Origin of the sequence: Sphingomonas sp. LHG3443-2 (assembly GCF_049896405.1) — a bacterium.
Lineage (GTDB): Bacteria > Pseudomonadota > Alphaproteobacteria > Sphingomonadales > Sphingomonadaceae > Sphingomicrobium.
In genome coordinates, this window is record NZ_JAFCUG010000001.1 from 822501 (window position 1) to 848178 (window position 25678).

Annotated in this window: 22 protein-coding genes, 1 tRNA gene, 2 rRNA genes and 2 pseudogenes (1 of these 27 running past the window's edge); 13 read left to right on the forward strand and 14 right to left on the reverse strand. The window is 64.5% G+C overall.

Going from position 1 to position 25678, the window contains the following annotated elements:
• From ACP69Z_RS04060 to ACP69Z_RS04075, 4 genes are all read left to right on the forward strand, one after another.
• Window positions 1–926: ribosomal RNA gene (locus ACP69Z_RS04060) — 23S ribosomal RNA — on the forward strand; it begins 1867 nt to the left of the window's first position.
• Window positions 927–1042: 116 nt separating this feature from the next.
• Window positions 1043–1157: ribosomal RNA gene (rrf, locus tag ACP69Z_RS04065) — 5S ribosomal RNA — on the forward strand.
• Between the two features lie 242 nt (window positions 1158–1399).
• Window positions 1400–1476, forward strand: a tRNA-Met gene (locus ACP69Z_RS04070).
• 118 nt (window positions 1477–1594) lie between these two features.
• Window positions 1595–2026, forward strand: a complete 432-nt coding sequence (locus ACP69Z_RS04075) for a hypothetical protein (protein ID WP_426266265.1) — start codon at window positions 1595–1597, stop codon at window positions 2024–2026.
• Between the two features lie 21 nt (window positions 2027–2047).
• Here ACP69Z_RS04075 and ACP69Z_RS04080 read toward each other — a convergent pair.
• The 3 genes and pseudogenes from ACP69Z_RS04080 to ACP69Z_RS04090 all read right to left on the reverse strand — a co-directional run.
• Window positions 2048–2440: pseudogene (locus tag ACP69Z_RS04080) on the reverse strand (recombinase zinc beta ribbon domain-containing protein); the annotation flags it as partial.
• Window positions 2329–3177: a recombinase family protein gene (locus ACP69Z_RS04085; protein WP_426266266.1), complete on the reverse strand. Its 849-nt coding sequence runs from the start codon at window positions 3175–3177 to the stop codon at window positions 2329–2331. The pseudogene ACP69Z_RS04080 and the gene ACP69Z_RS04085, both read right to left, overlap by 112 nt.
• Window positions 3178–4074: 897 nt before the next feature.
• A complete protein-coding gene (locus ACP69Z_RS04090; RefSeq protein ID WP_426266267.1) occupies window positions 4075–4260 on the reverse strand; it encodes a hypothetical protein in 186 nt (61 codons plus the stop codon).
• A gap of 256 nt (window positions 4261–4516) precedes the next feature.
• Between ACP69Z_RS04090 and ACP69Z_RS04095 the strand changes: the two genes are divergently transcribed.
• Window positions 4517–5404, forward strand: a complete 888-nt coding sequence (locus tag ACP69Z_RS04095; RefSeq protein WP_426266268.1) for a hypothetical protein — start codon at window positions 4517–4519, stop codon at window positions 5402–5404.
• A 27-nt stretch (window positions 5405–5431) separates the two neighbouring features.
• Here ACP69Z_RS04095 and ACP69Z_RS04100 read toward each other — a convergent pair whose 3' ends face one another.
• The 3 genes and pseudogenes from ACP69Z_RS04100 to ACP69Z_RS04110 form a co-directional block, all read right to left on the reverse strand.
• The gene (locus ACP69Z_RS04100) at window positions 5432–6610 is read right to left on the reverse strand and encodes an SbcC/MukB-like Walker B domain-containing protein (protein ID WP_426266269.1); all 1179 of its coding nucleotides are present in this window, start codon (window positions 6608–6610) and stop codon (window positions 5432–5434) included.
• A 118-nt stretch (window positions 6611–6728) separates the two neighbouring features.
• The gene (locus ACP69Z_RS04105) at window positions 6729–7097 is read right to left on the reverse strand and encodes a hypothetical protein (RefSeq protein ID WP_426266270.1); all 369 of its coding nucleotides are present in this window, start codon (window positions 7095–7097) and stop codon (window positions 6729–6731) included.
• Between the two features lie 52 nt (window positions 7098–7149).
• A pseudogene (locus ACP69Z_RS04110) lies at window positions 7150–7497 on the reverse strand (hypothetical protein); the annotation flags it as partial.
• A 19-nt stretch (window positions 7498–7516) separates the two neighbouring features.
• Between ACP69Z_RS04110 and xth the strand changes: the two are divergent.
• The 3 genes from xth to ACP69Z_RS04125 all read left to right on the forward strand — a co-directional run bounded on the left by xth (window position 7517) and on the right by ACP69Z_RS04125 (window position 10945).
• Window positions 7517–8287 carry an exodeoxyribonuclease III gene (xth, locus tag ACP69Z_RS04115; RefSeq protein WP_426268040.1) on the forward strand — a complete coding sequence of 257 codons (771 nt, stop codon included), beginning with the start codon at window positions 7517–7519 and terminating at the stop codon, window positions 8285–8287.
• Window positions 8284–9300, forward strand: coding sequence for an ATP-dependent DNA ligase (locus tag ACP69Z_RS04120; RefSeq protein WP_426266271.1), 1017 nt, complete (start codon window positions 8284–8286; stop codon window positions 9298–9300). Before xth ends, ACP69Z_RS04120 begins: the two co-directional genes overlap by 4 nt.
• Before the next feature lie 136 nt (window positions 9301–9436).
• Complete coding sequence (locus ACP69Z_RS04125) at window positions 9437–10945, forward strand: response regulator (protein ID WP_426266272.1); 1509 nt, start codon at window positions 9437–9439, stop codon at window positions 10943–10945.
• On the opposite strand, the gene ACP69Z_RS04130 is transcribed toward ACP69Z_RS04125, so the two are convergent.
• Entirely contained in the window at window positions 10942–11880 is a 939-nt protein-coding gene (locus tag ACP69Z_RS04130; RefSeq protein WP_426266273.1) for an arginase family protein, read from the reverse strand. The two genes, ACP69Z_RS04125 and ACP69Z_RS04130, sit on opposite strands and share 4 nt — an antisense overlap.
• Here ACP69Z_RS04130 and hutI point away from each other — a divergent pair.
• Both hutI and hutU read left to right on the forward strand, forming a co-directional pair.
• Entirely contained in the window at window positions 11879–13081 is a 1203-nt protein-coding gene (gene hutI / locus ACP69Z_RS04135) for an imidazolonepropionase (RefSeq protein ID WP_426266274.1), read from the forward strand. The genes ACP69Z_RS04130 and hutI overlap by 2 nt on opposite strands.
• The gene (gene hutU / locus ACP69Z_RS04140; RefSeq protein ID WP_426268041.1) at window positions 13081–14736 is read left to right on the forward strand and encodes a urocanate hydratase; all 1656 of its coding nucleotides are present in this window, start codon (window positions 13081–13083) and stop codon (window positions 14734–14736) included. The genes hutI and hutU overlap by 1 nt, the downstream gene beginning before the upstream one ends.
• 257 nt (window positions 14737–14993) lie before the next feature.
• Here the strand turns inward: hutU and ACP69Z_RS04145 are convergent, their stop codons facing one another.
• Complete coding sequence (locus ACP69Z_RS04145; protein WP_426266275.1) at window positions 14994–15296, reverse strand: DUF5076 domain-containing protein; 303 nt, start codon at window positions 15294–15296, stop codon at window positions 14994–14996.
• A 189-nt stretch (window positions 15297–15485) separates the two neighbouring features.
• Between ACP69Z_RS04145 and hutH the strand changes: the two genes are divergently transcribed.
• Genes hutH through gpmA form a run of 3 tightly spaced genes read left to right on the forward strand, consistent with a single transcriptional unit; the run spans window position 15486 to window position 18848 of the window.
• On the forward strand, window positions 15486–17000 hold the full coding sequence (gene hutH / locus ACP69Z_RS04150; RefSeq protein ID WP_426266276.1) for a histidine ammonia-lyase: 1515 nt from the start codon (window positions 15486–15488) through the stop codon (window positions 16998–17000).
• Window positions 17001–17026: 26 nt separating this feature from the next.
• The gene (locus ACP69Z_RS04155; protein ID WP_426266277.1) at window positions 17027–18154 is read left to right on the forward strand and encodes a M14 family metallopeptidase; all 1128 of its coding nucleotides are present in this window, start codon (window positions 17027–17029) and stop codon (window positions 18152–18154) included.
• Between the two features lie 4 nt (window positions 18155–18158).
• Window positions 18159–18848, forward strand: a complete 690-nt coding sequence (gene gpmA, locus ACP69Z_RS04160; RefSeq protein ID WP_426266278.1) for a 2,3-diphosphoglycerate-dependent phosphoglycerate mutase — start codon at window positions 18159–18161, stop codon at window positions 18846–18848.
• Window positions 18849–18944: 96 nt separating this feature from the next.
• Here gpmA and ACP69Z_RS04165 read toward each other — a convergent pair whose 3' ends face one another.
• From ACP69Z_RS04165 to lepA, 6 genes are all read right to left on the reverse strand, one after another.
• Window positions 18945–19955 (reverse strand): outer membrane protein, encoded by a 1011-nt coding sequence (locus ACP69Z_RS04165; protein ID WP_426266279.1) that lies wholly within the window; start codon window positions 19953–19955, stop codon window positions 18945–18947.
• 63 nt (window positions 19956–20018) lie between these two features.
• Entirely contained in the window at window positions 20019–21038 is a 1020-nt protein-coding gene (locus ACP69Z_RS04170; protein ID WP_426266280.1) for a ferritin-like domain-containing protein, read from the reverse strand.
• A 38-nt stretch (window positions 21039–21076) separates the two neighbouring features.
• Complete coding sequence (locus tag ACP69Z_RS04175; protein WP_426266281.1) at window positions 21077–22021, reverse strand: ferritin-like domain-containing protein; 945 nt, start codon at window positions 22019–22021, stop codon at window positions 21077–21079.
• Window positions 22022–22344: 323 nt separating this feature from the next.
• Window positions 22345–23043, reverse strand: a complete 699-nt coding sequence (locus ACP69Z_RS04180) for an anti-sigma factor (RefSeq protein WP_426266282.1) — start codon at window positions 23041–23043, stop codon at window positions 22345–22347.
• The gene (locus ACP69Z_RS04185) at window positions 23040–23615 is read right to left on the reverse strand and encodes a sigma-70 family RNA polymerase sigma factor (RefSeq protein ID WP_426266283.1); all 576 of its coding nucleotides are present in this window, start codon (window positions 23613–23615) and stop codon (window positions 23040–23042) included. Before ACP69Z_RS04185 ends, ACP69Z_RS04180 begins: the two co-directional genes overlap by 4 nt.
• A gap of 67 nt (window positions 23616–23682) precedes the next feature.
• The gene (lepA, locus tag ACP69Z_RS04190; protein ID WP_426268042.1) at window positions 23683–25506 is read right to left on the reverse strand and encodes a translation elongation factor 4; all 1824 of its coding nucleotides are present in this window, start codon (window positions 25504–25506) and stop codon (window positions 23683–23685) included.
• Between the last annotated feature and the right edge of the window lie 172 nt (window positions 25507–25678).

The following is a 25678-nucleotide window of genomic DNA, read 5'->3' on the forward strand; positions in this document are numbered from 1 at the left end:
GACCTGCACGAATGGCGTAACGACTTCCCCACTGTCTCCAGGAGATGCTCAGCGAAATTGAATTCTCCGTGAAGATGCGGAGTACCCGCGGTTAGACGGAAAGACCCCGTGCACCTTTACTGCAGCTTCAGAGTGGCTGTGGGAAACAATTGTGTAGAATAGGTGGGAGGCTTTGAAGCATGGGCGCCAGCTCGTGTGGAGCCACAATGTGAAATACCACCCTGTTGTTTTCTACAGTCTAACCTCGCACCGTTATCCGGTGCAGGGACCCTCTGTGGCGGGTAGTTTGACTGGGGCGGTCGCCTCCTAAAGAGTAACGGAGGCGCGCGATGGTAGGCTCAGGACGGTTGGAAACCGTCTGTTAGAGTGCAATGGCATAAGCCTGCCTGACTGCGAGACTGACAAGTCGAGCAGAGACGAAAGTCGGTCATAGTGATCCGGTGGTCCCTCGTGGAAGGGCCATCGCTCAACGGATAAAAGGTACGCCGGGGATAACAGGCTGATAACCCCCAAGAGCTCATATCGACGGGGTTGTTTGGCACCTCGATGTCGGCTCATCACATCCTGGGGCTGGAGCAGGTCCCAAGGGTTTGGCTGTTCGCCAATTAAAGTGGTACGTGAGCTGGGTTCAGAACGTCGCGAGACAGTTTGGTCCCTATCTGCCGTGGGCGTCGATACTTGAGAGGAGTTGCCCCTAGTACGAGAGGACCGGGGTGAACATGCCTCTGGTGCACCAGTCGTCGTGCCAACGGCGCAGCTGGGTAGCTATGCATGGACGGGATAACCGCTGAAAGCATCTAAGCGGGAAGCCTCCCTCAAGATAAGGTATCATCGAGCCGTGGAAGACCACCACGTTGATAGGCCGGGTGTGGAAGTGCAGTAATGCATGGAGCTAACCGGTCCTAATTGCTCTGTTCGCGCTTGAGAGTCCCACCATCATCGACAGTTCTGCTGATCGAAAAGGTGTGTCACTCAGCTAGATGACGCCAAGATTTGGTCTCCCATCGATTTCTAGAAACCTCTTGTCCCGCCGGCTTCATAGCTTGGTGACCATAGCGTCTGTGACCCACCCGATCCCATCCCGAACTCGGCCGTGAAACCAGACTGCGCCGATGGTACTTCAGCTTAAGCTGCGGAAGAGTAGGTCGTCGCCAGGCTTTGCAGCCGGCGGGCACAAGAGAATCCCATTCACATGTTGAAGTACGCCGCCGCTTGCCCTTTCGGGTAGCGGCGGCGTTCTTGTCTCCGGACGATTGCTTGCGATCGTCGTGAGGCGCAGGTCCGCCGCGAGGGGGACCGAACTGGTGACGCGGGGTGGAGCAGCCCGCGCTTTGATCCGCTTGTCGGATCGAAGCAACAAGGAGCTTCTGGGCTGTCGAATGATGGCTCGAACTGGTGACGCGGGGTGGAGCAGCCCGGTAGCTCGTCAGGCTCATAACCTGAAGGTCGTAGGTTCAAATCCTACCCCCGCAACCAACGGTGTCATACGGCCCCCAGCCACAAGCTGGGGGCCGTTGCCGTTTTTGGCCTGCCTTCCTTTACCTAGGGGCTGAGACGCTGTCTGAGCGAAATCAATCATTCGCCATAGGTCTCCGTGCAGCTCAAGCTCGAGTGGCTCCTGCCGTGCGGAAGAAGGCTGGATGACGACCTTCTCGATCAAAGAGCGGATTGTTTCACGGGCCTGCACTGCATCATCGCCGGTCAGGTGCTGCTCGATCCCTGCCACTGCCTTCTCGTATGTTTTGGCGTAGTTTTCCGGAATGACGATAGGCTCTGGGATCGGAGTGGCGTCGAGCTCTTCGCGAAGCTGCTCCTCCTCACGTTCGAGCTCCTTGAGGCGCTGCATGAGCGCCTTAGGAAAATCGTCGTCCTCCTCGATCTGGCGAACGATCTTGCCGATGCGAGCCTGAAGATCGTGGAGCTTGTGGTCGGCAAACGTTCTGCCCTGCTCCCGTTCCCGGTTCGCGTGCGCAATTTCTTTTTGCATCATCCGCACAAAGCGAGCGATCAGCTCCGGGGTGAGTAGCTTGCGCTTCACACCGGCGAGCACTCGGCCTTCCAACTCAACAGTAGTGATTGAACGATTGTTTGTGCAGGCACCCTTCCGAAGATTGAGCCGGCAACGCCAGCGGCCTCCGCCAGAAGCGACGTACTGGGCGCCGCAGCCTCCACAGATGACCAACTCCGTTAGAAGATAGGTCGGCCTCTTGGCGCCTGCTAGCGGGTTCTTGCTGAGCCCGAACTTTTGATCTCGCCGCGTGCGCTCGAGCGCTTGGCGTGCTTTGACGGCGCTCCAGAGATCCTCTGAGATAATCCGCAGTTCCGGCATCATAGAGACCCTCCAGAGACTGCGGTCGTTGTCTCGCGGGCGGCGTTTGATGCCTCCTTTGCCGTCCGGCTCCTCAACATAACGGCGGCGGTTGAAGATGCGCTCGCCGATGTAGAGGCGGTTGTTGAGGATCCTTCACCTCGTTCGATGTTGCCAGACAGCGTGGAGGGATTCCAGCCAATGCTGGACTTCTTCCGCTTCATCGCAGCTCCAGGTGAAGGAACGCCAAGCCCGTCAAGATGAACGCAGATTTGTTTCAGCGATAGGCCGTCCGCATACATTTGAAAGATTGTGCGAACGAGGTCCGCACCTTCAGGATCGATGATGATCCTATCTTCCACTACGCCGTTCGGCAGCGTCGAAGAGACCTCACGCTCATATCCAAGAGTGCGGCCCCCAGTGAAGCCGCCACGCTCCGCCTTGCCTACCAGCCCGCGACGGGACCAGTACGCAATCTTCTTGCGGTGTGCCTCGCTGATGATGCCCTTAAAGCTAAACAGCAGGTCATCGATGGGCCCGCCACCGACCAAGGTATGCAGCACTACATCTCGGCGAGCATAGAGCTTCTTCAGAAACTGAAGATATTCCTCATCACGTCCAAGGCGATCCACATCCTCAATGATCACGACGTCGACTTCGCCGGCGTCCACGGCCCGGATCATTGCCTGAAGTCCCGGGCGTGCCATTGTGGCTCCGGTAATCGCGTCGTCAGAGAGATAGGCTATCAGTTCCATCCCCTTCTCGCTGGCATAAGCGGCTATGTTTCGCCCTTGGTCCGCCGTTGAGGTGGGACTTTGCTTCTCATCGCTAAACCGACCGTAACCTATCGCTCGTGGCTTGCCGGTCATCTTTAGTCCTTCTCTAAGCCTGCAGTCGCGATGTGCTCGGCCAAAAGTCGGCGCACCAGTAGCGACAAGACCGCATCCAGCATGCTTTCCCGCAGAGTGCTGAGTTCAGAGCAGGATTGTCGAGGAGACTGCCACTCAGGGACCGGGCGGGGGTCCAAAGTTGGCCAGAGCGTAACATCACCGACCGGGGAGATGGACGAGTCCATCGCGTCGACACCCACGATTGCAGGCAGTGAGCAGGCGCCCGGATGGCTGGCATCACCAGCGCGTGAAGGAAATATCTTCTCGTGACGCACGCTCTCGGACCTTCAGCCGTCGTGTCGATGGCGTCAGCATCGACATAATCCCCGAGAGGGGAGGCTTGGGTCCTGGTCCAACCGCGCCAGGGTCGAAAAGAGAGGGGAGGGTGCGCCCCTGTCGATCTACGAGTGCCGCGCCTGAAGCACGCAGCGACAAATCCTAATGCAGAGAGCCGCAGTCTTCCTACTCAATGCAGTGTGAACAAATTAGTTACCGGCTCGGCTGCTGTCTACGGCTAATTGAACGAGAGGACCGCCTGCTGCATTTGCGTACGCTCCGAAGAAGGACATCCTTGCCGCCGCAAAGTCGTCTCGCACAACTTCATGACGTCGCGCCCTCCGGTCGGAACTGACCGCCACGACATGCCGCGGCTCGAGATTGTAGTAGCGTCTGCTTAGACGTCCAAGGCAGGCATTGAGGCCGTGACTAGCTACCCAAAAGCGCCGTTCGCTCATGTCCAAAAGTGGCCGGCGCTGCTTGAGAGACACGGGGCAGCGTTACTCGGGCGAGCTCAAGACAGTCGTTCCGCTACTGGTCAGGACACGCACGTAAGCAGACGAAGGACGGGCTCCGCCTCTCGCTGCAGGCCGCATCTAGCTAGGCGCGGCCGCTAAATTCCTGCCGCTGCAGCTTCACGAGGGCCAGGCTGGTCGACGCGGCGGCGGCCGCGCGCTGGCGCGTCCGCTCGATGAGCCGCCGCAGCGTATCGATGCTGGCGGCGAGCGCCTGATCCCAGGCGTTAGTTCCGCCGAGCGCCGTCTCCGAGCGGATCTGCCGGAACACGCTCGCCCCGAGTGAGACGCGCCCGCTGACGCTGATCAGAACCCTGGCGCCCTTGTTTGCGGCGGCGCGGTGGGCGGCATGATCGCCGGAGGCAAGGCGGGAGCGACGCGTAGCGAGGCAGCGAGAGCTAGCGCCTCTAGGAACGGCTCGGAGGCGGCGACAGCGTTCTGGATCGGATCAGAGTTGGCTGGATAAAGCGGTTCAAAGATGGGAGTGCTATATGCAAAGGCGGCCGACGCCCCCTCCCGGAGGTTCTATGGTGACTTACAGCTTCAGTGTCGGAGGGGTGAACCGCGAAGCCGTGGCGCAAGAGGTTCTCGGCTCTGCAGCCAAAATTCTGCTGCTGACCGGCTACTCCGAGGATGAGGTTGGAGAGCTCTTTCAGCAGGCCGCTGGCCAGATGCTCTCGGGGGAGGCGGTGGGCAGGATTGATGATGCTGGAGACTTCGCGCCTGACGAGAACGCACTAGACGAGGTGGATATCTGGAGCCTCGCCCAGAAATTCGAAGATCACACGGCCGTTAAAGCTCTCAACCGGCTCAACAAGCGAGCGAGCACGCTCGACGACCTTGATGACCCACAGGCGTTAGCAAAGGCAATAGCATTGCTGACTGAGGCCATTCGCCTGCGTCACGATGCGATTACGTGGCTGCGAACCGAAGCGGCGGAGGCCGGGATCGAGGTGGTCGGTGATCGTGAGGAGTGGATTGCGTCGGCGACCGACGATCAGCTGGACCAAGAGGATAGTTTGCTCTTCCTGGATGACTACCGCTGGTCAGGCGACTTCAACTGGTATCTTGTCGGACAGGTAGCCCGCGCCCTTGCCGAGACGGGGGATCGAGAGGCGCTCACCAGCTTCAGCAGTGTGGTTCTGAGTGACAATCTCGGTTTGCAGGTGCCTGTCCGAGAAGAGGTTGAACGCTCCGTCGAGACGATCAGCAGCTACGAGGACTTCTCAAGATACGTGCGGTCGCATTCAAGCGCGGGAGAGTTGGCTCAAGCCGAATTTCTTGACAGGTTCATTCGCCAGACAGGCTTCTCGAACGGCACGTATCCGCTGGAACGTTGGCTAGATGCCATGTCGCGGCGCGGAGAGCTCGAACGCTACAAGCGCGCCAATCGCTGGAGGATTTTAGTGCCGTAGCTGTGCCGTATTCAATTCTACGGGAGGCTACGCCGCCCGTTTGTCGACGGAGCTCCCACATAGCTCTTTGCGAATTGTGAAGCCGTTCGGGATTGCCTGCTGAACAAGAGACACGTGTGAGATGACACCGACGGCGCGGTTCCGGCCCACAATGTTCTGAAGGACCTGGAGAACCTGGTCGAGTGTCCCGCTCTCGTCTTCGGCGTCGAGGCTACCAAAGCCTTCGTCGATAAAGATCGTATCGAGCCGAATCTTGCCATGGCTGGTCTCGACCACGTCCGAGAGACCAAGGGCAAGAGAAAGGGCCGCAATGAAGGTCTCACCGCCCGAGAGTGTGCAGATCTCCCGAGCGCGGCCGGTGTGCACGTCATGAACGCGGAGGTCGAGCCCGCGCTTTGCGCGGCCTCCCGCTGCCTCAACGTTGCGCTCCAGGCGATATCGTCCGCCGCTCATGGGTCCGAAGCGCAGGTTGGCGGATGCGAGGACGTGATCGAAGAGCGCCCCGATCGCGTAGGTCTCGAGCGGTATCCGTGCCTGGTTCTCTCCCCTGAAGGCCGCCGCGAGCGCCCGCAACGGACCGCTTTCCGCTTCTATACGTTCCAAGCGTTCGAATTCACTCTTGAGGTCATCTGCCAGCATCTGAAGCGTCTTTAGGCCTGCTGACGCATCTGCTGACGCGTTATGAGCGGCCTTGGCGGCGCTCTCCGCCTCCGATTGTGCTTGCTCGAGCGCAAATAAGTTGGGCCGATCCACTGCGGCAATGGCGGCTTTGGCTTGCTCCAGCCGGCCTCTTGCCGAGTTGAGGTTGCGGTCGTGCTCATCACAACGAGCTGAAAGTTTCTCGATTAGGCTGAGCTCTCGCTTTAGCTGTCCATACTCCCCGGCTGACAAACCTTGCTCCGAAAGCCTGGTATCCAGCTGCTCCGAGAGCCGCTGCGCTCGCGCCCGCTCCTCCGCGAGCCGCTTCTGAGCGTTAGCGAGGTTGGCATTCGCGGTTGCCGATGCGGTTTGACAAGTCGCATGGCCTTCTTGGGCGGCTTCTAGTGCTGAAACGCGCTTCGCAATTTCTGAATCTAGCCGTTCTTGCTCACGGGTGAGCGCTATCGTCGATTGGAGCCAATCGGGAATTTCCCCAAGCGCAAGCTTCAGTTCCTGCGCCGAGAGAGCAACGGCTCTGCTGGCCTTCTGTTCTTCGTCCCTGGCCACATCGACGGTCGTGCTCGCCGCAGTAAGGGCGGCTTGTGTAGTGCGAACCTGCTCGTCGAGTTGCGCAACGTCGACCTCAGGACCCAGGTCGCGGAGGCTTCCTTCAAGCGTAGAAACATCACCCGAAAGCTCCGCGGTGATCGCTTCCGGAGCAGGTAGTTTCTGAAGCGCTTCCGATCCAGCCGACCCACAGGAGGCCTGCGCCGATCATCACCAGAGCCAGGCTGTGCGGCGGCATGGCTTCCTTGAGGTGACCGATCCGCGGCCCTGCCATTGCCATGCCGACCAGCCCCGCAATTCCGGCGTTGATGTGCACCACCGTGCCACCGGCGAAGTCGATCGCTCCGATCCCAAACAGCAGCCCGTCGGACGACCACACCATGTGGGCCAGCGGCGCATAGACGAAGGTCAGGAACAGGACCGCGAAAGCGAGAATGGCGCTGAACCGCACCCGCTCGACCAGCGCACCGATGACGAGAGGTAGCAACTGCGGCGAAGGTCATCTGGAAGCATGCGAACAGCAGCTCTGGGATCGCCTTCCCGGCCGTTGCTAGCGGCCAGGCCGCCGTCGGACCAATACCCACCATGCCGACCTTGCCGAGCCCGCCAATCAGCGCCGATCCATCTGCAAAAGCAAGGCTATATCCCCACCCTACCCACACCAGAACCGTAACTGCGCCGATGCCAAGCACCTGCGCCAGCACGCTGAGCAGGTTCTTGGCACGTACCAGGCCGCCATAGAAAAGCGCCAGTCCGGGCATCAGCATCATCCAGACAAGCGCCGTTGCGACCAGCACCCATGCCACATCCCCGCTGTCGCCCCGCATGCCCCCGGTACCCCAGATTTTGTGGGAGGAAGCTAGGGCGGCTCGGGAGCTTCGCGCCATGCGAGATGTTCACATGCCTGTGCGGATCGCGTCCTATAATGTGAACGGCGTCAACGGCCGCTTGCCCGTGCTGCTGGAATGGCTTGCTGCGACCAGCCCTGACGTCGTGTGCCTGCAGGAACTGAAGGCCCCGGACGAGAAGTTCCCGCAAGGACCGCTGGAAGAAGCCGGCTACGGCGCGATCTGGCACGGGCAGAAGAGCTGGAACGGCGTCGCCATCCTCGCCCGCGGCTGCACGCCGGTGGAGACCCGCCGCGGCCTGCCGGACGATCCCGATGCCTCGCAGAGCCGCTATATCGAAGCGGCGGTGAACGGCATTCTGATCGGGTGCTTGTACCTGCCCAACGGCAACCCCCGCCCCGGCCCCAAGTTCGATTACAAGCTGAAGTGGCTGGCCGCGTTCGAAGCGCTGGCCGCCGAGCTCCTGCCGCTAGACCAGCCGGTGTTGCTGGCCGGCGACTACAACATCATCCCGACCGAGCGTGACGTCTACAAGCCGGAACGGTGGACCGAGGACGCCTTGTTCGTCTCGGACGTTCGCGAGGCGTTCGCCAGGCTGACCGATGCCGGCTGGACCGACGCTCTTCGCACCCTCCACCCGGACGAGACGATCTTCACCTTCTGGGACTATTTCCGGAATGCGTTCGCACGCGATGCCGGGCTCCGCATCGACCACCACCTGTTGAACGCGGCAGCCGCCAAGCGCCTCCGGACCGCCGGTGTCGACCGCTCGGCCAGGGCGCTTCCGAAGACCAGCGATCATGCGCCCGTGTGGATTGAGCTCGCATGACTGCGCCAACCACCATGGAAGCCTTGCTGGTCGAGGAGCTGCCAATCGGCGAGGAGTGGCGCTTCGAACCCAAGTGGGACGGCTTCCGCTGTTTCGCGGTCCGCAGCGGCGGTGAGGTCGCCCTGTGGTCGCGGTCGGGCAAACCGCTGGCGCGCTACTTTCCGGAGGTCGAGGCGCTGATCGCCGGCCTGCCGGGCGGCGACCTGACGCTGGACGGCGAACTGATCATCGAGACCCCGGACGGGCTCAGCTTCGATGCCCTGTCTCAGCGCCTCCACCCTGCCGAGAGCCGCATCCGCAAGCTGGCGGCCGAGACCCCGGCGCTGTTCATGGCCTTTGATCTCCTCAGCGAAGGCAAGGATGATCTCTCCGCCCTCCCACTCGCGAAACGGCGCGTGCGCCTGGAGAAGCTCGTCGGCAAGGCAAAAGCCCAAGGGCTGCTGCTTTCCCCGCAAACCGGCGAGATTGCCCAGGCCAAAGACTGGCTCGAGCGCAGCGGCGGCGCGCTCGACGGGGTTGTGGCGAAGCGCGCAGACGAACCGTATCGCGCCGGTGAACGCGCGATGCTCAAGATCAAGCGCCACCGCAGCGCTGATTGCGTGGTTGGTGGCTATCGTACCGAAACCAAGGGCAATGGCGTCGCCTCCCTCCTGCTCGGCCTCTACGCCGACGATGGATTGCTCCATCACGTCGGCTTCTGCTCCAGCTTCAAGGCGGCCGAGCGCCGGGCTTGGGCCGAGGAGCTGAAGCCGCTCGAAGGCGGCGAGGGCTTCACCGGCAACCGCCCGGACAAGGCGAGCCGCTGGTCGAGTGAGCGGACGGTGCAATGGACGCCGCTGAAGCCGAGCCTCGTGGTCGAGGTGCTCTACGACCAGGTGACCGCCGGGCGCTTTCGGCACGGCACGCGATTACTCCGGCGGCGGCCGGACAAGCGGCCCAACCAGTGCCGCTGCGAACAGCTTCGCCACCCGCTGACCCCGGTCGAGCTTGCCGAGCTGCTGACCCGTTTCTGATCGCTGATTGGCATGCTGCGACGGCAGACGTAGGTTTTGCCCGCGCGGCCTTTCCTCCCGCGCTGCACGGGGCCTTGATGCTGGACAGTGTGAACGCTTTTTTGCCGGGGACTATGCGCCGCACGGCTATTGCCTGTTGTGGCAGCCCGAGCTGATCTGGACCCACGTAGTGTCCGACGCCCTGATCGCGGCGGCCTACTTTTCGATTCCGATCGCGCTGATCACCTTTCTCCGCAAACGGCCGGACGTCGAGTTCGGCAAGATGTTCTGGCTGTTCGCCTTGTTCATCCTGTCGTGCGGACTGACCCACCTCATGGGAATCTGGAACCTGTGGCATGGCGATTATGCGGCCGAAGCCGTGATCAAGGCGATCACGGCCGCTGCCAGTGTGCCGACCGCCATCCTGCTGTGGACGCTGCTCCCGCAGGCGCTGGCGATCCCAAGTCCTTCCATGCTGCAGCGAAAGAATGACGAACTGGCCGCCGCCCTGGCTGAGCGCGATGCCGTGCTGGCGCAGCTTCGCGCCGAAGTGCAGCAGCGCGAGCGGATCGAGGCGGCGTTGGTGCAGGCCAACAAGATGGAAGCGGTCGGCCAACTGACCGGAGGCATCGCGCACGATTTCAACAATCTGCTGCAAGCGATTTCCGGCAATCTCGAGCTGATTCAGATGCTGCCCGACAACAAGGACAAGGTGCTGCGCTGGGCCGCCAATGCGGCGCAGGCCACCGAACGGGGAACCAGGCTGACCGGGCAGCTGCTGACCTTTTCCCGGCGACAGCGGCTGGAAGCGACCGCAATCGATGTCGGCAATCTCCTGCGCGGCATGTCGGAGCTCCTGCGGAACTCGGTCGGTCCTACGGCCGACCTGCAGCTCAACGTTGGACCTGACCTCGGCGTGGTCCGCTCGGATCCGACCCAACTCGAACTCGCCATCCTCAATCTCGCGATCAACGGGCGCGATGCCATGCCCTCGGGCGGCCGCCTGCTGATCCAGGCCGAGGCGGAGAGCGACCGGGTGGCGATCCGCATCGTCGATCACGGCGTCGGCATGACCCGCGAGATCGTCGAGCGTGCGCTGGAGCCCTTCTTCACTACCAAAGGGCCGGGGCACGGTACCGGACTAGGGCTGTCGATGGCTTACGGCGTCGCCCGCGCGGCCGGCGGCGATCTCCGCATCGACAGCACGCCGGGCGAGGGCACGACCGTCACCATGTACCTGCCGCGCGCTGCGGAGACGGAGGTCGCGAGCCATGCGCCGGGTATGGGCACGACCCGCTCAGCGCCGACCCGTTCCGCCGATGTGCTGCTGGTCGACGACGATCCCGAAGTGCGGCAGGCCGTCGCCGACATGTTGCGCGGCAGCGGGCACCGGGTGACCGAAGCCGAGAATGGTCCGCAGGCCTTGCTGCTGCTGGAGCGGATGAGCCCGGATCTGATGATGCTCGATTATGCCATGCCGGGCATGAACGGCGCGCAGCTTGCGGCCAACGTGCTCGACCGCATGCCGGACCTGAAGCTCCTGTTCCTGACCGGCTTCGCCGACAGCGAGGCGATCGACGCGGCGGTGGATGGCCGGGCGAGGATCCTGAAGAAGCCCGTCAGCGCCGCAGCGCTCGCTGCCGCCATTGAGGAACTGATGGCTTAGGGTCGAGCCTCGAAGCCGGCGAGAACCTCCGCCAGCCACCGCGCGGCGACGAGGGCGCTGAGATCGGACGGGTCGAGTGGCGGATCCCATTCGGTGAGGTCGATCGCGCGCACCTTGGGTTCGGCGGCAAGCCGGCGGACGAAGGCGAAGAACTCGACATCGATCATGCCGCCCGGCCGCGCGCCGGGTGCGGCGGGAAACTGGCTCCGCTCGATCACATCGATGTCGCAGTCGAGGAAGATCGCCTTGCAGCCCGCCAAATGCGCGAGCGCAGCCTCGACCGTCTCGCCGCCGTCCTCGAGCAGCGTGTCCTGCAGGGTCACCACGAGATGCCCGCCCGCCAGCGCATCCTCATGCATCGCGCGCGAGTTGGCGAACGGGGCGAGGCCGATCTGCACGACGTTGGCGCCCGGCAGGCCGTCCTGACGAAGCGCGCGGACCGGATTGCCATTGCTGAGCCCCTGCTCAAGCCCGCGCATGTCGAAATGCGCGTCAAGCGTGATCAGGCCCACTTCCTCAATGCCAACCCCGAGAGCATCCGCCATCCCGAGCAACCCCGGCCGCGTCACCGCATTGTTCCCGCCGATCAGCAGGGTCAGCGCATGCCGCTCGACCGACGCCTGCACCGCCGCGCGGATCGGGCTGGTCGCCGCTTCGATGTCGAGGCCGTCGAGCGCGACATCGCCATGATCGGCGATGGTCGACGCAATCTCCCGCCGGCTATCGAGGTCGTAGGTGCCGATCCGCCGCAACACCCCGCGGAGCGCAGCCGGAGCGAGGTCGCAGCGGCCGGGCGTCACCGATCCGGTGCCGAGCGGTGCGCCAATCAGCCCGACGGGTGCCTCGGCATGGGCGGGGAGGAGAAGGTCGAACAGGTTGGGCCAGGCGCTGGTCATTGCCTTGTGCTCTAGCAGCAGCCTAAGGCCTTGTCCCATGTGGGACCGCCTGCTGACCGACTGCCATGCCCTGACGATGGTTCCCGCACCGGGCAATCCGCTCGGCCTGATCCACAATGCGGCGATCGGGATTCACGGCGGCCGGATCGTCCGCGTCGGCCGCCGCACGGAGCTCGCCGGCACCCGTGCTGCCGAGGTGGTGCCGCTTGGCGGCGCGTTCGTGACACCGGGGCTGGTCGACTGTCACACCCACCTCGTATTCGGCGGCACCCGTGCAGCCGAGCATGCCCAGCGCCGCGCCGGCGCCAGCTATGAAGAGATTGCGCGGGCGGGCGGCGGCATCGCCTCCACCGTCCGCGCCACTGCCGCCGCCAGCGTCACCGAATTGCTCGAGCAAAGCCGCATCCGCCTGCACGCCTTGATGCGCGGCGGCGTGACGACGGTGGAGATCAAATCCGGCTACGGCCTCGACCCCGCGTCGGAGCTTCGCCTCCTCAACGTTGTCCGCACGCTCGGCCGCTCGGAAGCGGTGCGGGTGGTGCCGACCCTGCTCGCCCTCCATGCCCTGCCAGCCGGCGCGGACCGCGAGCTTTATGTCGAGCAAGTGATCAGCGAACTGGTGCCGACGGTGGCGAGGCTCGGGCTGGCGACCTCTGTCGATGCGTTTTGCGAAGGCATCTCGTTCACGCCGGCAGAGACCGAGCGCCTGTTCGAAGCCGCCGCCGCGCACGGCCTGCCGGTGCGCCTCCATGCCGAGCAGCTGTCCAACCAGAACGGCGCTGCGCTCGCCGCCCGCTACCAGGCGCTGTCGGCGGACCATCTCGAGCATCTCGACGAAGCGGGCGCAGCGGCGATGGCGGCGGCAGGAACGGTCGCGGTTCTGCTGCCCGGCGCCTTCTACACCTTGCGAGAGACCAAGCAGCCGCCGGTCGATCTACTCCGCAAGCATGGCGTGGCAATGGCCGTTGCGTCCGACTGCAATCCCGGCACCTCGCCCAGCCTGGTCCCGCAGCTTGCGATGAACATGGCCTGCAACCTTTTTGGCCTGACGCCGGAAGAAGCGATCGCGGGCATGACCATCAACGCCGCCCGAGCGCTCGGCCTCGTCAGCGAGATCGGGTCGATCGAGCCGGGCAAGGCCGCCGACCTTGCCGTGTGGCGGATCGCGGAAGCCGCCGAGCTCGGCTACTGGCTGGGCCTCATGCCGGAACGACGTATCTTCGGGGGACAGGAACAGTGATCGACCGCCGCGACAATCAGCGCCTCATCCGGGCCCGCCGCGGACCTGAGCTGGTCGCCAAGAGCTGGCAGACCGAAGCCGCGGTGCGGATGCTCATGAACAACCTCGACGCCGAGGTCGCCGAGGCCCCGCAAAGCCTCGTCGTCTACGGCGGGATCGGCCGCGCCGCGCGTGACTGGGCGAGCTTTGACCGGATCGTCGAGACGCTTGAGCGGTTGGAAGCCGACGAGACCCTGCTGGTCCAGTCGGGCAGGCCGGTTGGCGTCTTCCGCACCCACCCTGACGCCCCGCGCGTGCTGCTGGCGAACAGCAATCTCGTCCCCAAATGGGCGACCTGGGAGCATTTCCACAAGCTCGATCGCGCCGGGCTGATGATGTACGGCCAGATGACCGCCGGCAGCTGGATCTACATCGGCACGCAGGGGATCGTTCAAGGCACCTACGAGACCTTTGCCGAAATGGGGCGCCAGCATTTCGGCGGCGATCTTTCGGGCAAGTGGATCCTGACCGCCGGGCTAGGCGGTATGGGCGGCGCGCAGCCGCTGGCGGCGGTGATGGCCGGCGCGCACTGTATCGCTATCGAATGCCAGGAAAGCCGGATCGAGAAGCGGCTCGAGACTCGCTACCTCGACCGCCGTGCCGCCACCATTGACGAGGCGCTGAAGATCATCGCCGCGGCGACCGAGCCGACCAGCGTCGGCCTGCTCGGCAACGCCGCCGAGATCGTGCCCGAAATGCTTGCCCGCGGTATCCGGCCCGATGCCATCACCGACCAGACCAGCGCCCACGACCCAGTCAACGGCTATCTGCCGATGGGCTGGACCGTCGCCGAATGGATTGAGCGCCGCGAGCGCGATCCCGAAGGCACCGCCGCCGCTGCGCGCATTTCCATGGCCCGGCATGTCGAAGCGCTCTTGAGCTTCAAGGCCGAGGGCATTCCCGTCTTCGACTATGGCAACAACATCCGCCAGGAAGCGCTCGATGCCGGGGTCGAACATGCCTTCGACTTCCCCGGCTTCGTGCCGGCCTACATCCGTCCCCTGTTCTGCCGTGGCGTCGGGCCGTTCCGCTGGGTCGCGCTGTCGGGCGATCCCGAGGATATCTACCGCACCGACCAGCGGGTGAAGGAGCTGATCCCCGACGATCCCCACCTTCACCGCTGGCTTGACATGGCCCGCGAGCGGATCGCCTTTCAGGGCCTTCCGGCGCGCATCTGCTGGGTCGGCCTCGGCCAGCGCCACCGCCTCGGCCTCGCCTTCAACGAAATGGTCCGCAAAGGGGAAGTCAGCGCCCCGATCGTCATCGGCCGCGACCATCTCGACAGCGGCTCGGTCGCCTCGCCCAACCGCGAGACCGAAGCGATGAAAGACGGCAGCGACGCGGTCAGCGACTGGCCTTTACTCAACGCCCTCCTCAACACCGCCAGCGGCGCGACCTGGGTCTCGCTCCACCACGGCGGCGGGGTTGGCATGGGCTACAGCCAGCATGCCGGGATGGTGATCGTCGCCGATGGCACCGATGAAGCGGCGCGGCGACTGGAGCGCGTGCTGTGGAACGACCCCGCGACCGGGGTCATGCGCCACGCCGACGCGGGGTATGAGGAAGCGGTTGATTGCGCCCGCGAACAGGGTCTGGACCTGCCGAGCCTCGCTTAAGCCACGCTACCTTTGGCAAAGGTCAAAAAGGTCACCGGTTGCGGGGGGTCTCGGCGCGGTGACCTTTGCGTTAGCAGCGTTCGTTTTCCGCTACTTCGGGAAGGTCACGAAGGTCTCACGCCGTGACCTGGCCGCTGATGGATAACAAAAGATGAGAAGGAGCCTCGCGGCGAACCGCCCAGGTTAGTAGAGCGACCGAATTCCTATTGTGCAAGGCGCAGGCCGAACGTCTGCTTTGGGTGGAAAGCGGACATCGGCTAATCGCGAAATGAGCCGCATGTTCTTGAGGTGGGGTCATCGAGTTCTGCTTGGAAATGAGTCCGAATGTCCCTGAGAACATCTTTTCTTTCGCGCAGCCCTTCGGACGAGAGAGCGTCAGCAAGATGCTGCGCTGCATCCGCCAAGATAATGCCCCATGCTCTTTCTTCAGCGATGCCTTGCGCTTCGTAGACGCCGATATTCATCGCGCAGTGCAGTCGATGTTCTGCAATCCACACACGCATCATCTCAAATGCTCGTGGGTCTCGCGTAGCGGCAGGCGGTATTCCAAGCTCAGTCACGGCAGCCCATCCAGTTTCCTCAACGGTCGCGTGTGGCAGACCAAGGTAACTGGCTGCAACCGTCTAACTGGGTGTCCGCTTTGGGTCGTTAGCAGACGTTCGCCCATCCAAGCAAAGTACCATCAGGGATGCTCACATAGCTTCTTCATCGCCTCTCCCCCCGCAAGCGGTTCCGCACTAAGCGGGGGCATGCTTAGCCTCGACCCAGAAGCCATCACCCTCGCCACCCTTCGCAAGCTGTGGAGCGGGTCGCCTGCCCGCCTCGACGACGCCGCACTTGGCCGCATCGATGCATCCGCCGCGGCAGTGGCGCGCATCGTCGCCGGCGGGGAGACGGTGTACGGCATCAACACCGGCTTCGGCCTCCTTGCGCAGGAACGCATTCCGCACGATCGGCTGGCCGAGCTGCAGCGCAACCTCATCCTGTCGCACAGCTGCGGCCTCGGCGAAGCGACGCCGCGGCATGTGACGCGGCTGATGATCGTGCTGAAGCTGCTCGGCCTCGGGCGCGGGCATTCGGGAGTGCGGCGGGCGGTGGTGGACGCGTTGCAGGCGCTGCTCGACGCGGATGCGATGCCGGTGATCCCGTCACAGGGGTCGGTCGGCGCCTCGGGCGACCTGGCGCCGCTGGCCCACATGACCGCCGCGCTGATGGGGCATGGCTGGATCGATCTCGCTGGTGAGCGCCTGCCCGCCGCCGCGGCGCTGGAACGTATGGGGCGCACGCCGCTGGAGCTTGGGCCAAAGGAAGGCCTCGCGCTCATCAACGGAACGCAGTTCAGCACCGCGGTGGCGCTCGACGCCTTGTTCGCGGCGGAGCGCGTGTTCGGCGCCGCGCTGCACGCCGGCGCGCTGGCGGTCGATGCGCTGAAAGGCAGCGTCAAGCCATTCGACCCGCGCATCTCGGCACTTCGGGGGCAGCCGGGACAGATCCGTGTTGCGGGCGAGCTCAGCCGCCTGCTCGACGGCTCGGCCATCGTCTCCTCGCACCATCGCTGCGGCCGGGTGCAGGATCCTTACAGCTTCCGCTGCCAGCCGCAGGTCATGGGCGCCGCGCTCGACCTGCTTGAGAATGCCGCGCGCACGCTGACGATCGAGGCTGCTGCCGTGACCGACAACCCGATCCTGTTCAGCGGCGAGGAGGGTGATCACGCCATCTCCGGCGGCAACTTCCACGCCCAGCCCGTGGCCTTCGCCGCCGACACCATCACCATGGCGCTATGTGAAGTCGCGAGCCTCTCGGAACGTCGCATTTCCGTGCTGGTCGATCCCAAGATGAGCGGCCTTCCAGCGTTCCTGACCGACGATGGCGGGGTCAACAGCGGCTTGATGATCCCGCAGGTCACCGCCGCCGCGCTGGTGGCGGAGAACCGCAGCCTCGCCTTCCCTGCGTCGGTCGATTCAATCCCGACCTCGGCAGGCCAAGAGGATCATGTCTCGATGGCCCCGATCAGCGGGCGCAAGGCGGCTACCGTCGCCCGCAATGCGGCCGGCGTCATCGCGGTGGAGCTGATCACCGCCGCGCAAGGGGTGGATTACCACGCGCCGCTCGCGACCTCGGCGCCGCTCGGTGCGCTGCACGCCAAGGTCCGCGCGATCAGTCCGCACCTCGAAGCCGATCGCTATTGGGCGGACGAGATGGCGTCACTGCAGGCGGCGGTGCTGCACGGCGCAATGAGCGGTGGCTTTCTTCTTGGCCACTGAGCGCTGAGCCACTAAGGCGCGGCCCCATGTCCATCATCGTCAGCAGCGCCTTCGACAGCGGCAACATCAAGCTCACCAAGGCCGAAGGCAGCGTCCTCGATCTGGAGATCAATCAGGACGCCCATTCCGACTTCTATCAGTGGTTCCACTTCCGCTTGTCGGGCGTGCGCAACCAGGCGCTGACCCTGCGCCTCACCAACTGCGCCAACGCTGCCTACCCGATGGGATGGCCGGGCTATCAGGCGCGCGTGTCGACCGACCGCGAGACCTGGGTTCAGGCCGAGACGAGCTACGACAATGGCGTGCTCACCATCGACGTAGAGGTCGACAGCGACCTCCTGTGGGTGGCTTATTTCGCGCCTTACTCGATGGAGCGGCACCACGATCTCGTCTCCGCCATCGCCGAGATCGACGGGGTCCGCTACCGGACGCTCGGCACAAGCCTCGACGGGCAGCCGATCGACTGCCTGACCATCGGTGAGGGGCCGCTCACCGTCTGGCTCTATGCCCGCCAGCATCCGGGCGAGAGCATGGCCGAATGGTGGATGGAAGGCGCGCTCGAAAAGCTGGTCGATTATGACGATCCGGTTGGCCGCGCGCTGCGTGCACGTTGCACCTTCCATTGCGTGCCCAACATGAATCCGGACGGGTCGGCGCGCGGGCATCTGCGCACCAACGCCGCGGGCGTGAATCTCAACCGCGAATGGCACGCTCCGTCGGCCGAGCGCAGCCCCGAAGTACTCTGCGTCCGCAATGCGATGGACGAGCAGAAGCCGGTGTTCGCGATGGACATCCACGGCGACGAGGCGATCGCCGCCAACTTCCTTGCGGGCTTCGAAGGAATCCCCAGTCTCAAGCCCCGGCAGGAGGAGCTCTATCACCTCTTCGCCAACACGCTGGAGCGCATCTGCCCCGACTTCCAGACGCAGCAGGGCTATGAACTGTCGCGTCCGGGCGAAGCCAACCTGTCGATGAGCACCACCCAGCTCGCCGAACGCTATGGCTGCGTGTCGATGACGCTGGAAATGCCGTTCAAGGATCACGATCCGCTGGCCGATCCGATTCACGGCTGGAGCCCGGAGCGGAGCAAGAAGCTCGCGCACTCCTGCCTCGATGCCTTGCACCAGATCCTGCCCGAGCTGGAGACGAAGTAAGCCGATGCCGACCCTCGTCCTCCTTCGCCACGGCCAGAGCCAGTGGAACCTCGAAAATCGTTTCACCGGCTGGTGGGACGTTGACGTGACCGAACATGGCGAGGCCGAAGCGCGAGCAGCGGGCGCATTGATGCGCGACAAGGGTATCGATCTCGATCGCGTGTTCACCAGCGTGCAGAAGCGCGCAATCCGCACCGCCAATCTCGCCCTCGACGCGATGGATCGGATCTGGCTGCCGATGACCAAGGACTGGCGGCTGAACGAGCGCCATTACGGTGGGCTGACCGGGCTCAACAAGGCCGAGACGGTGGCCAAGGTCGGCGAAGAACAGGTCAAGATCTGGCGCCGCAGCTTCGACGTGCCCCCGCCGCCGCTGGAAGGCGATAGCCCCTACGCCTCGCTTCAGGAGGACCGCCGCTACGCCGGTATCGACGTTCCCGCGACCGAGAGCCTCAAGGACACCATCGCTCGCGTGCTGCCTTATTGGGAAGCCGAGATCGCCCCGTGCCTCCGCCGCGGCGAACGGGTGCTGATCGCGGCGCATGGCAACAGCCTGCGTGCGCTGGAGAAGCATCTGTCCGGCATCTCGGACGCCGACATCACTGGCCTGGAGATCCCGACCGGACAGCCGATCGTCTACGAGCTGGACGATCATCTCCAGCGGCAGGACAGGTACTACCTCAGCGAGCGCTGAGGTTTCGCATCCCGGGCGGCTTACTCAACATTGTAGCGATTACGCCGGAGCCGGCGAACAAGGCTTGACCCTGTCCGCCGGCTCCGCGCGCAACAATCAGCCGCGGACCGGCGCGACCTCCGGCGGAGGCGGCGGGGGCGGGGGCACCGGGCAAGCGTCGGTGGCGAGGATCACGCTTCCATCGGGACAGGTCTGCGACGGCGGTGGCGGCGCCACTTCGGCTACGGGCGGCGGAGGGGGCGGCGGGGGCGGTGGCGGTGCCGCGGCTTCCCTGGCGCCAAAGTTGAAGATCAGGCTGGCAAGCAGGCTGTGGGAGCGGAAGCGCTCGTTGAACTGCGTGTCGAGCGCCACGCTGGTCCGCCGCTCCACGAACACCGGCGACGACGTAGTGCCGAGGTTGAGGAGGTCGGGATTGCCCTGCACCACCGTCGTCTCGCTGTCGCCAAGCTCCAGCCGGTTGGTGCGGAAGTAGCGATACTTGAGGCCGAAATCGATGTTGTCCGACAGCGCGAAACGGGCGCCTGCGATCAGCTGGTGGGCCCAGGCATCGTCGCGGTTGCCAAGCAGCTTCGCCCGCGCACGGCCAAAGCCGCCGCCGGCATAGACCGAGAAGCGATCGTTGCCGAGATCGAGCAGCGCGTTGGCCATCGCCGAATAGATGGTCATGCGGCCATCGACATCGGCGGTGGTGAGGGCGGGAAAGCCCGGCGCAAACGGATCGGGTGCGGCCGACGGGCGGTTGAGCGCGGTGCTGAGTGTCGCCAGCGACGCATCGCTGAAGCGATATTCATTGAGCTTGGCGCGCTTGTAGCCAAGTTCGACCTCGGTGCGGAGGAAGCCGAAATCGTAACCGGCGATCGCATCCACGTCGTAGCCGCGCTTGTAATCGATACGGATGGCGCCGGGCAGCAGCGTGTCGGCCACGGTGGCCGGGCCGGCCGGGGTGGTCGGCGTCTGCACGCTGGTGAAATCGGCATTCACGTCGGCGCGATTGGTCTTGGGCGACAGGATGCCGCCTTCGATCCCGAAATAAGCGCCGCTATTTTGCGCCGCTGCAGGTGCCGCGAGCCCGAGCAGGGCGACGCTGGCGAGGAACAGTCTTTTCATGTGGATCCCCTGTGTGTCTGGACAAAGGGGGAGCCGGGCGAGACGCCCGAACTCCCCTGATGATCAACCAGCGGTGCTGACGCGGACGTTGCCGTTGACGCCGGCCGGGAAGAAGCCGCCCTGCTGGGCCGCTGCCGCGGTCAGGTAGACGATGTTGAGCACATCGCCCGGCGTCCGGCTGTAGGCGATGGCATTGTTGTCTGCCGGCACGATGTTGGACGCCGCCCCGCGCTGCGCGACGCCCTGATCGACGTCGGCCGGGTTGTCGAGCGTGTCGCGGGCGTCCGAGATCTGCTCGGTCGCGGTGCGAAGCGAAGGGGTCTGCAGCCCCTTGGCGTAGAGCACCGTGCGGACCAGTCCCGCATGGTAGGCTTCGGCAGCAAGGATGCCTGCCGCCGCTTCAAGGAAGGTCTTGTTGGTGATGAGCGGCGAGGCGCCCTTGTAGGCGGTGACCCCGACATCCTCGAAGATGAACGCGCCAAGGAGGAAGTTCTCGTCATTGACATAAGGGTCGAACGCCTGGCCAGCGCCGATCAGCCCGGCCGCGCGCGCCGCCGCGGAGAAGGCGCTGTTGGCCGTGGCGCTGATGTCGATGGCCGGCTGGGCCACCGCCGCACTGCCAAGGGCGGAGCGCAGAAAGGCGACATGCTGGCGTTCGTCGACCGCGATTTCGCGGGCATATTGGGCGACCAGCGGGTCGGTGAAGGTAACCTGCCGGCCGCCCGTCACCGCGCCCTGGGTGCCCGTGCCGGTCAGGAGGTTTGCGGCAAGGCCGGTCCCGAACGCGGCAAAGGAATAGAATTGCGCTTCGAGATATTCGAGGTTCAGCGCGAAGTTGAGGATGTCGGGGTCCGAGATGGTGCCCGGCGCCGGGGTTCCGGTCGGGGGCGGCGTGCCCGGTGTTCCCGGCACCTGGATCAGCGGCTCGTCATTGCCGCCGCCGCCACCGCCGCCGCAGCCGGCAAGCGCGCCGGCCCCGACCAGCACCGCAGCCGTGCTGCTGGCGCGAAGGAAAGCCCGGCGTGCATCGCGTCGCTTGTCGCAAGCGGCGAGCACTTCGTTCATGGTATCCTGTTCGATCATGGTTCGTCTCCGGCCCGCCAAGGGGCTGATAAATCGGCTCAGTTGGCCTGGCTGGTGCGGATGTTGCCGTTCACGCCGGCGGGGAAGAACCCGCCCTGGGTGCGCGCCAGCTGCGTCAGGTAGACGATGTTCAGCACCTCGCCCGCCGAGCGGCTGTAGGCGAGGCCATTGCCGTCGAGCGGCGCGATGTTGGACGCATTGTCGCGCGGCGCGATGCCCTGGTCCTTGTCGCTCGGCCCGTCGAGGCTGTCGCGAGCGTTGGAGATGGCCTCCGTCGCCTGGACCAGCGCGGGGGTCTGGATGCCCTTGCGGTACAGCGTCGTGCGGACCAGCGCCGCATGATAGGCTTCCACCGCGAGGATGCCGGCGGCGGCCTCAAGGAAGGTCTTGTTGGTGATCAAGGGCGAGGCGCCCTTGTAGGCGGTGACCCCGACGTCCTCGAAGATGAAGGCACCGAGCAGGAAATTCTCGTCGCTCGAATAAGGGTCGAAGCTCTGCCCCGCGCCGACCAGCCCGGCGGCACGCGCCGCGGTGGAGAAGGCGCCATTGGGATCGGTGCCGATGTCGATCGCCGGTTGTGCCACCGCGGAAGCGCCAAGCGCGTTGCGGAGAAACGCGACGTGGGCCTGCTCGTCCGAGGCGATCTCGTTGGCATATTGGGCAACCAGCGGGTCGGTGAAATTGACCTTGCGCCCGCCGGTCACGGCGCCTTGCGTGCCGGTGCCGGTTGTAAGGCCGGTCGGAAGCCCCGTGCCGGTGACTGCGTACAGGTAGAATTGCGCTTCAAGATATTCGAGGTTGAGCGCGAAGTTCAGGATGTCGGCATCGGTGACCGCGGTCTGCGCGGTGACCGGCTGGCCGCCAAGGGTGAGCGCCAGGGGCGCGGTTACCGCTGCTGTGGCAGCAATCCGGAAGAAGTCTCGTCGACCTTTGCGCCGCTGCTCGATCCTCTCAAGCGCATCCACGCCACCATTTTCAAACATCCCACTTCCTCTCACCCTGGTTGACCAGACAATGCGGCCGGCAGGCGAGAGCAGGGCTCACGCCAGCTTAGCAGCTACGGATTTGCGGTTGGATCGGATGCGCAGACGTGAAGATTGTCGCGCCAGTACCGGAGGAGGGCGAAGTGGTTGCGAGCGGATCAGACCGCCTGAACGTCATTCGCGAGGTTGTTGGAAGAGTTGAACGCAACACAGCAACCCTTCACGAGACAAACCTATGTTGGTTAGTTAAACGGCAGCTTAACGGGAAAGTTCCGGCGATCTCGCGGGGCGTCGGATGATCAAGCAGGGGCGCATTGCTTCGCTTATATGCTGCTGAGACCACCTGACGCGAGTACGGCGCCCGTCGGCTGACCAGTGGGTGAGCCGCCGCTTGGCTCGTCCGAGAGGGCAATGGTCGCCCCGCTTGCGAAGCGGTTTGCAACCGCCGCGGTGAGGACGCGGCGCTGCAATCCTTCGCTGGCGACCAGGCCGAGCGAGATCGGTTGCGCGCCTTCGGGGATCAGCCACAGCTGGCGGGAGCGGCCGGCAGGCGCACGGACCCGGGCCGGCGTGATGACCAGTTCGCGCGCGTCCGGACGATAAGCCACGGTCAGTGCCTCGGGCGCTTCCTCGCCGACCAGCGAGGCGACCAGCAACGGGGCAGGCCGTACTTGCGGAACAGGCGCCGGCAGTGGCGGCTCCGGCCGGAGCTGAAGTCCGAGAAGGACAATTGCCGCAACCGCCGCAACGGCGGCAGCCGCCCGCCAGCGCGCAAGCTGCCGTTTGAGCACCACGACCTTGGCGCCGGGCTCGTCCAGGCGGCGGAGGATTGTCGCCCACAGCTCGGGCGAGGGCGGCGCGTCGGCGAATTCATCGAACAACGGCGCGAGGCGCTCTTCCCACCAGCTCACCTCGGCCGCGAACGCCGGATCGGTCGCGACCCGCCTTTGCGCCTCGAGCAAGTCCGCCCCTTCGAGCAGGCGAAGCACATATTCCGCGGCGAGGGGCACTTCCTCGCTCATCCTTCGAGGCAGGCCTTGAGGCGCTGCAACCCGCGGCGGATCCAGCTTTTCATCGTGCCCAGCGGAACGCCGGCGGCCGCCGCCAGCTCCGAATAGCTCAGCCCGTCAAAGAAGGCGGTGCGGATGACCTCCTGCGAGCGCTTTTCCAAAGTCGACAAGCAATAAAGGATGCGCTCGCCTTCCTGCCGTGAAGCGGCGGCAGCGAAGCCATCGGGAGCATCGTCGGCAAGCTCAAGCGCTTCCGCGAACGGCGCGTCCGCACGGTGGGCGCGGCGCGACCGCAGCCGATCGACCGCCTTGTTGCGGGCGATTGTGCACAACCACGTCAGGGGGCTCGAGCGGCTGGGATCAAAGGTGCCCGCTCGGTTCCAGACGCTGATGAACACCTCCTGCAACACCTCTTCGGCCTCGTTCCTGTCACGAAGGATACGAAGGCAGATGCCCATCAGCTTCGCGGAGGTCCGTTCATAAACCTGGTGCAGAGCGGCCCGGTCTCCCTCGCCAGCATCGTGCAGCGCGGCGATCAGATATGCTTGCGGCGCACTCGCTTGCTGTTCCGGGCCGATGCTCACGCCACAGGTCTTGCACGGCCCGGCACGGATGCAAAGCGGTTCCTCGCCGGCCCGGCGGGGCGTAGGCCTAGTTCTCGTCGCCCATGCGAAGCGCGGCGATGAACGCCTCTTGCGGGATGCTGACGTTGCCATATTCCCGCATCCGCGCCTTGCCCTTCTTCTGCTTCTCCAACAGCTTGCGCTTACGCGTCGCGTCGCCGCCGTAGCACTTGGCCGTCACGTCCTTGCGCAGCGCGCCGATGGTCTCGCGGGCGATGACCTTGCCGCCGATTGCGGCCTGGATCGGGATCTTGAACATGTGGCGGGGGATCAATTCCTTCAGCCGCTCGACCATGCCGCGGCCGCGTCGTTCGGCGGTGCCGCGATGGACGATCATCGACAGCGCGTCGACCGGCTCCTCGTTGACCAGGATGTTCATCTTGACGAGGTCGCCCTCGCGCGTCCCGATCTGGTGATAGTCGAAGCTCGCATAACCCTTCGACATGCTCTTCAGCCGGTCGTAGAAATCGAACACCACTTCGTTCAAGGGCAGCTCGTAAGTCAGCTGCGCGCGGCCGCCGACGTAGGTCAGGTTCTTCTGGATGCCGCGGCGGTCCTGGCACAGCTTCAGGATCGGCCCGAGATATTCGTCGGGGACGTAGATGGTCGCCTCGATCCACGGCTCTTCGATCGACGCGATCCGATTGATGTCGGGCATGTCGGCCGGGTTGTGCAGTTCGATCGTCTGCGCGTCCTCGGTCTTCGATTTCGACAGGTGCAGCGTGTAGACGACGCTCGGCGCCGTGGTGATGAGGTCGAGGTCATATTCGCGGGTCAGCCGCTCCTGAATGATCTCGAGGTGCAGGAGCCCGAGGAAGCCGCAGCGGAAGCCGAAGCCCAGTGCCGCGCTGCTTTCGGTCTCGAAGGAGAAGCTGGCGTCGTTCAAACGCAGCTTGCTGATGCTTTCGCGCAGTTTCTCGAAGTCGGCGGCGTCGACCGGGAACAGGCCGCAGAAGACGACGGGCTGGACTTCCTTGAAGCCCGGCAGGGGCTCGGCCGCACGCTTCTTGGCGTCGGTGATGGTGTCGCCGACGCGGGTCTGCGCTACTTCCTTGATCTGTGCGGTGATGATCCCGATTTCGCCCGGCCCCAATTCCGGCAGCATCTGAAGCTTGGGGTTCATCGCGCCGACGCGGTCGACGAGATGCTTGGTGCCGGCCGCCATGAAGACGATTTCCTGGCCCTTGCGGATGTAGCCGTCGATGACGCGGATCAGGATAACGACGCCGAGGTAGGGGTCGTACCATGAGTCGACCAGCATGGCTTTCAGCGGCGCGTCGGGGTCGCCCTTCGGCGGCGGGATGCGGGTGACGATGGCTTCGAGCACTTCCTCGATCCCGATCCCGCTCTTGGCGCTGGTCAGGACGGCGTCGCTGGCGTCGAGCCCGATCACTTCCTCGATCTCTGCCTTGACCTTGTCGGGCTCGGCGGCGGGAAGATCGATCTTGTTGATCACCGGCACGATCTCGTGGTCATGCTCGATCGACTGGTAGACGTTGGCCAGCGTCTGCGCTTCGACGCCCTGCGCCGCGTCGACGACCAGCAGCGCGCCTTCGCAGGCGGCAAGGCTGCGGCTGACTTCATAGGCGAAGTCGACGTGGCCCGGCGTGTCCATCAGGTTGAGGGTGTAGGTCTCTCCGTCCTTGGCCTTGTAATCGAGGCGGACGGTCTGCGCCTTGATGGTGATCCCGCGCTCCTGCTCGATCTCCATGTTGTCGAGCACCTGGCCGTGCGTCATCTCGCGCTCGGTGAGGCCCCCGGTGCGGAGGATCAGCCGGTCGGCGAGGGTCGATTTGCCATGGTCGATATGGGCAATGATCGAGAAATTGCGGATCTTGGAACGGTCGGTCATGTCGGCGGAGCCGCTAGCAGGGGCGGCGCCTCCTGTCATCTGGACCGCAGATGGCGCTATGATCCGCCCGTGCAAAAGACGTAGGGTTCCACCGTCCGGGCCGCCGTATATCGAAACTTACTGGCCGTTCGTCGATGAACGAGCGTTCAGGCAGCGGAAAATCCCCACCCAG

Bases quoted from the DNA above. Each gene is read 5' to 3' on its own strand.
- ACP69Z_RS04085 (WP_426266266.1), bottom strand. From the start codon at position 3,177: ATGACCGGCAAGCCACGAGCGATAGGTTACGGTCGGTTTAGCGATGAG.
- ACP69Z_RS04095 (WP_426266268.1), top strand. From the start codon at position 4,517: ATGGTGACTTACAGCTTCAGTGTCGGAGGGGTGAACCGCGAAGCCGTG.
- ACP69Z_RS04120 (WP_426266271.1), top strand. From the start codon at position 8,284: ATGACTGCGCCAACCACCATGGAAGCCTTGCTGGTCGAGGAGCTGCCA.
- hutI (WP_426266274.1), top strand. From the start codon at position 11,879: ATGTGGGACCGCCTGCTGACCGACTGCCATGCCCTGACGATGGTTCCC.
- ACP69Z_RS04130 (WP_426266273.1), bottom strand. From the start codon at position 11,880: ATGGGACAAGGCCTTAGGCTGCTGCTAGAGCACAAGGCAATGACCAGC.
- hutH (WP_426266276.1), top strand. From the start codon at position 15,486: ATGCTTAGCCTCGACCCAGAAGCCATCACCCTCGCCACCCTTCGCAAG.
- ACP69Z_RS04155 (WP_426266277.1), top strand. From the start codon at position 17,027: ATGTCCATCATCGTCAGCAGCGCCTTCGACAGCGGCAACATCAAGCTC.
- gpmA (WP_426266278.1), top strand. From the start codon at position 18,159: ATGCCGACCCTCGTCCTCCTTCGCCACGGCCAGAGCCAGTGGAACCTC.
- ACP69Z_RS04165 (WP_426266279.1), bottom strand. From the start codon at position 19,955: ATGAAAAGACTGTTCCTCGCCAGCGTCGCCCTGCTCGGGCTCGCGGCA.
- ACP69Z_RS04170 (WP_426266280.1), bottom strand. From the start codon at position 21,038: ATGATCGAACAGGATACCATGAACGAAGTGCTCGCCGCTTGCGACAAG.
- ACP69Z_RS04175 (WP_426266281.1), bottom strand. From the start codon at position 22,021: ATGTTTGAAAATGGTGGCGTGGATGCGCTTGAGAGGATCGAGCAGCGG.
- ACP69Z_RS04180 (WP_426266282.1), bottom strand. From the start codon at position 23,043: ATGAGCGAGGAAGTGCCCCTCGCCGCGGAATATGTGCTTCGCCTGCTC.
- lepA (WP_426268042.1), bottom strand. From the start codon at position 25,506: ATGACCGACCGTTCCAAGATCCGCAATTTCTCGATCATTGCCCATATC.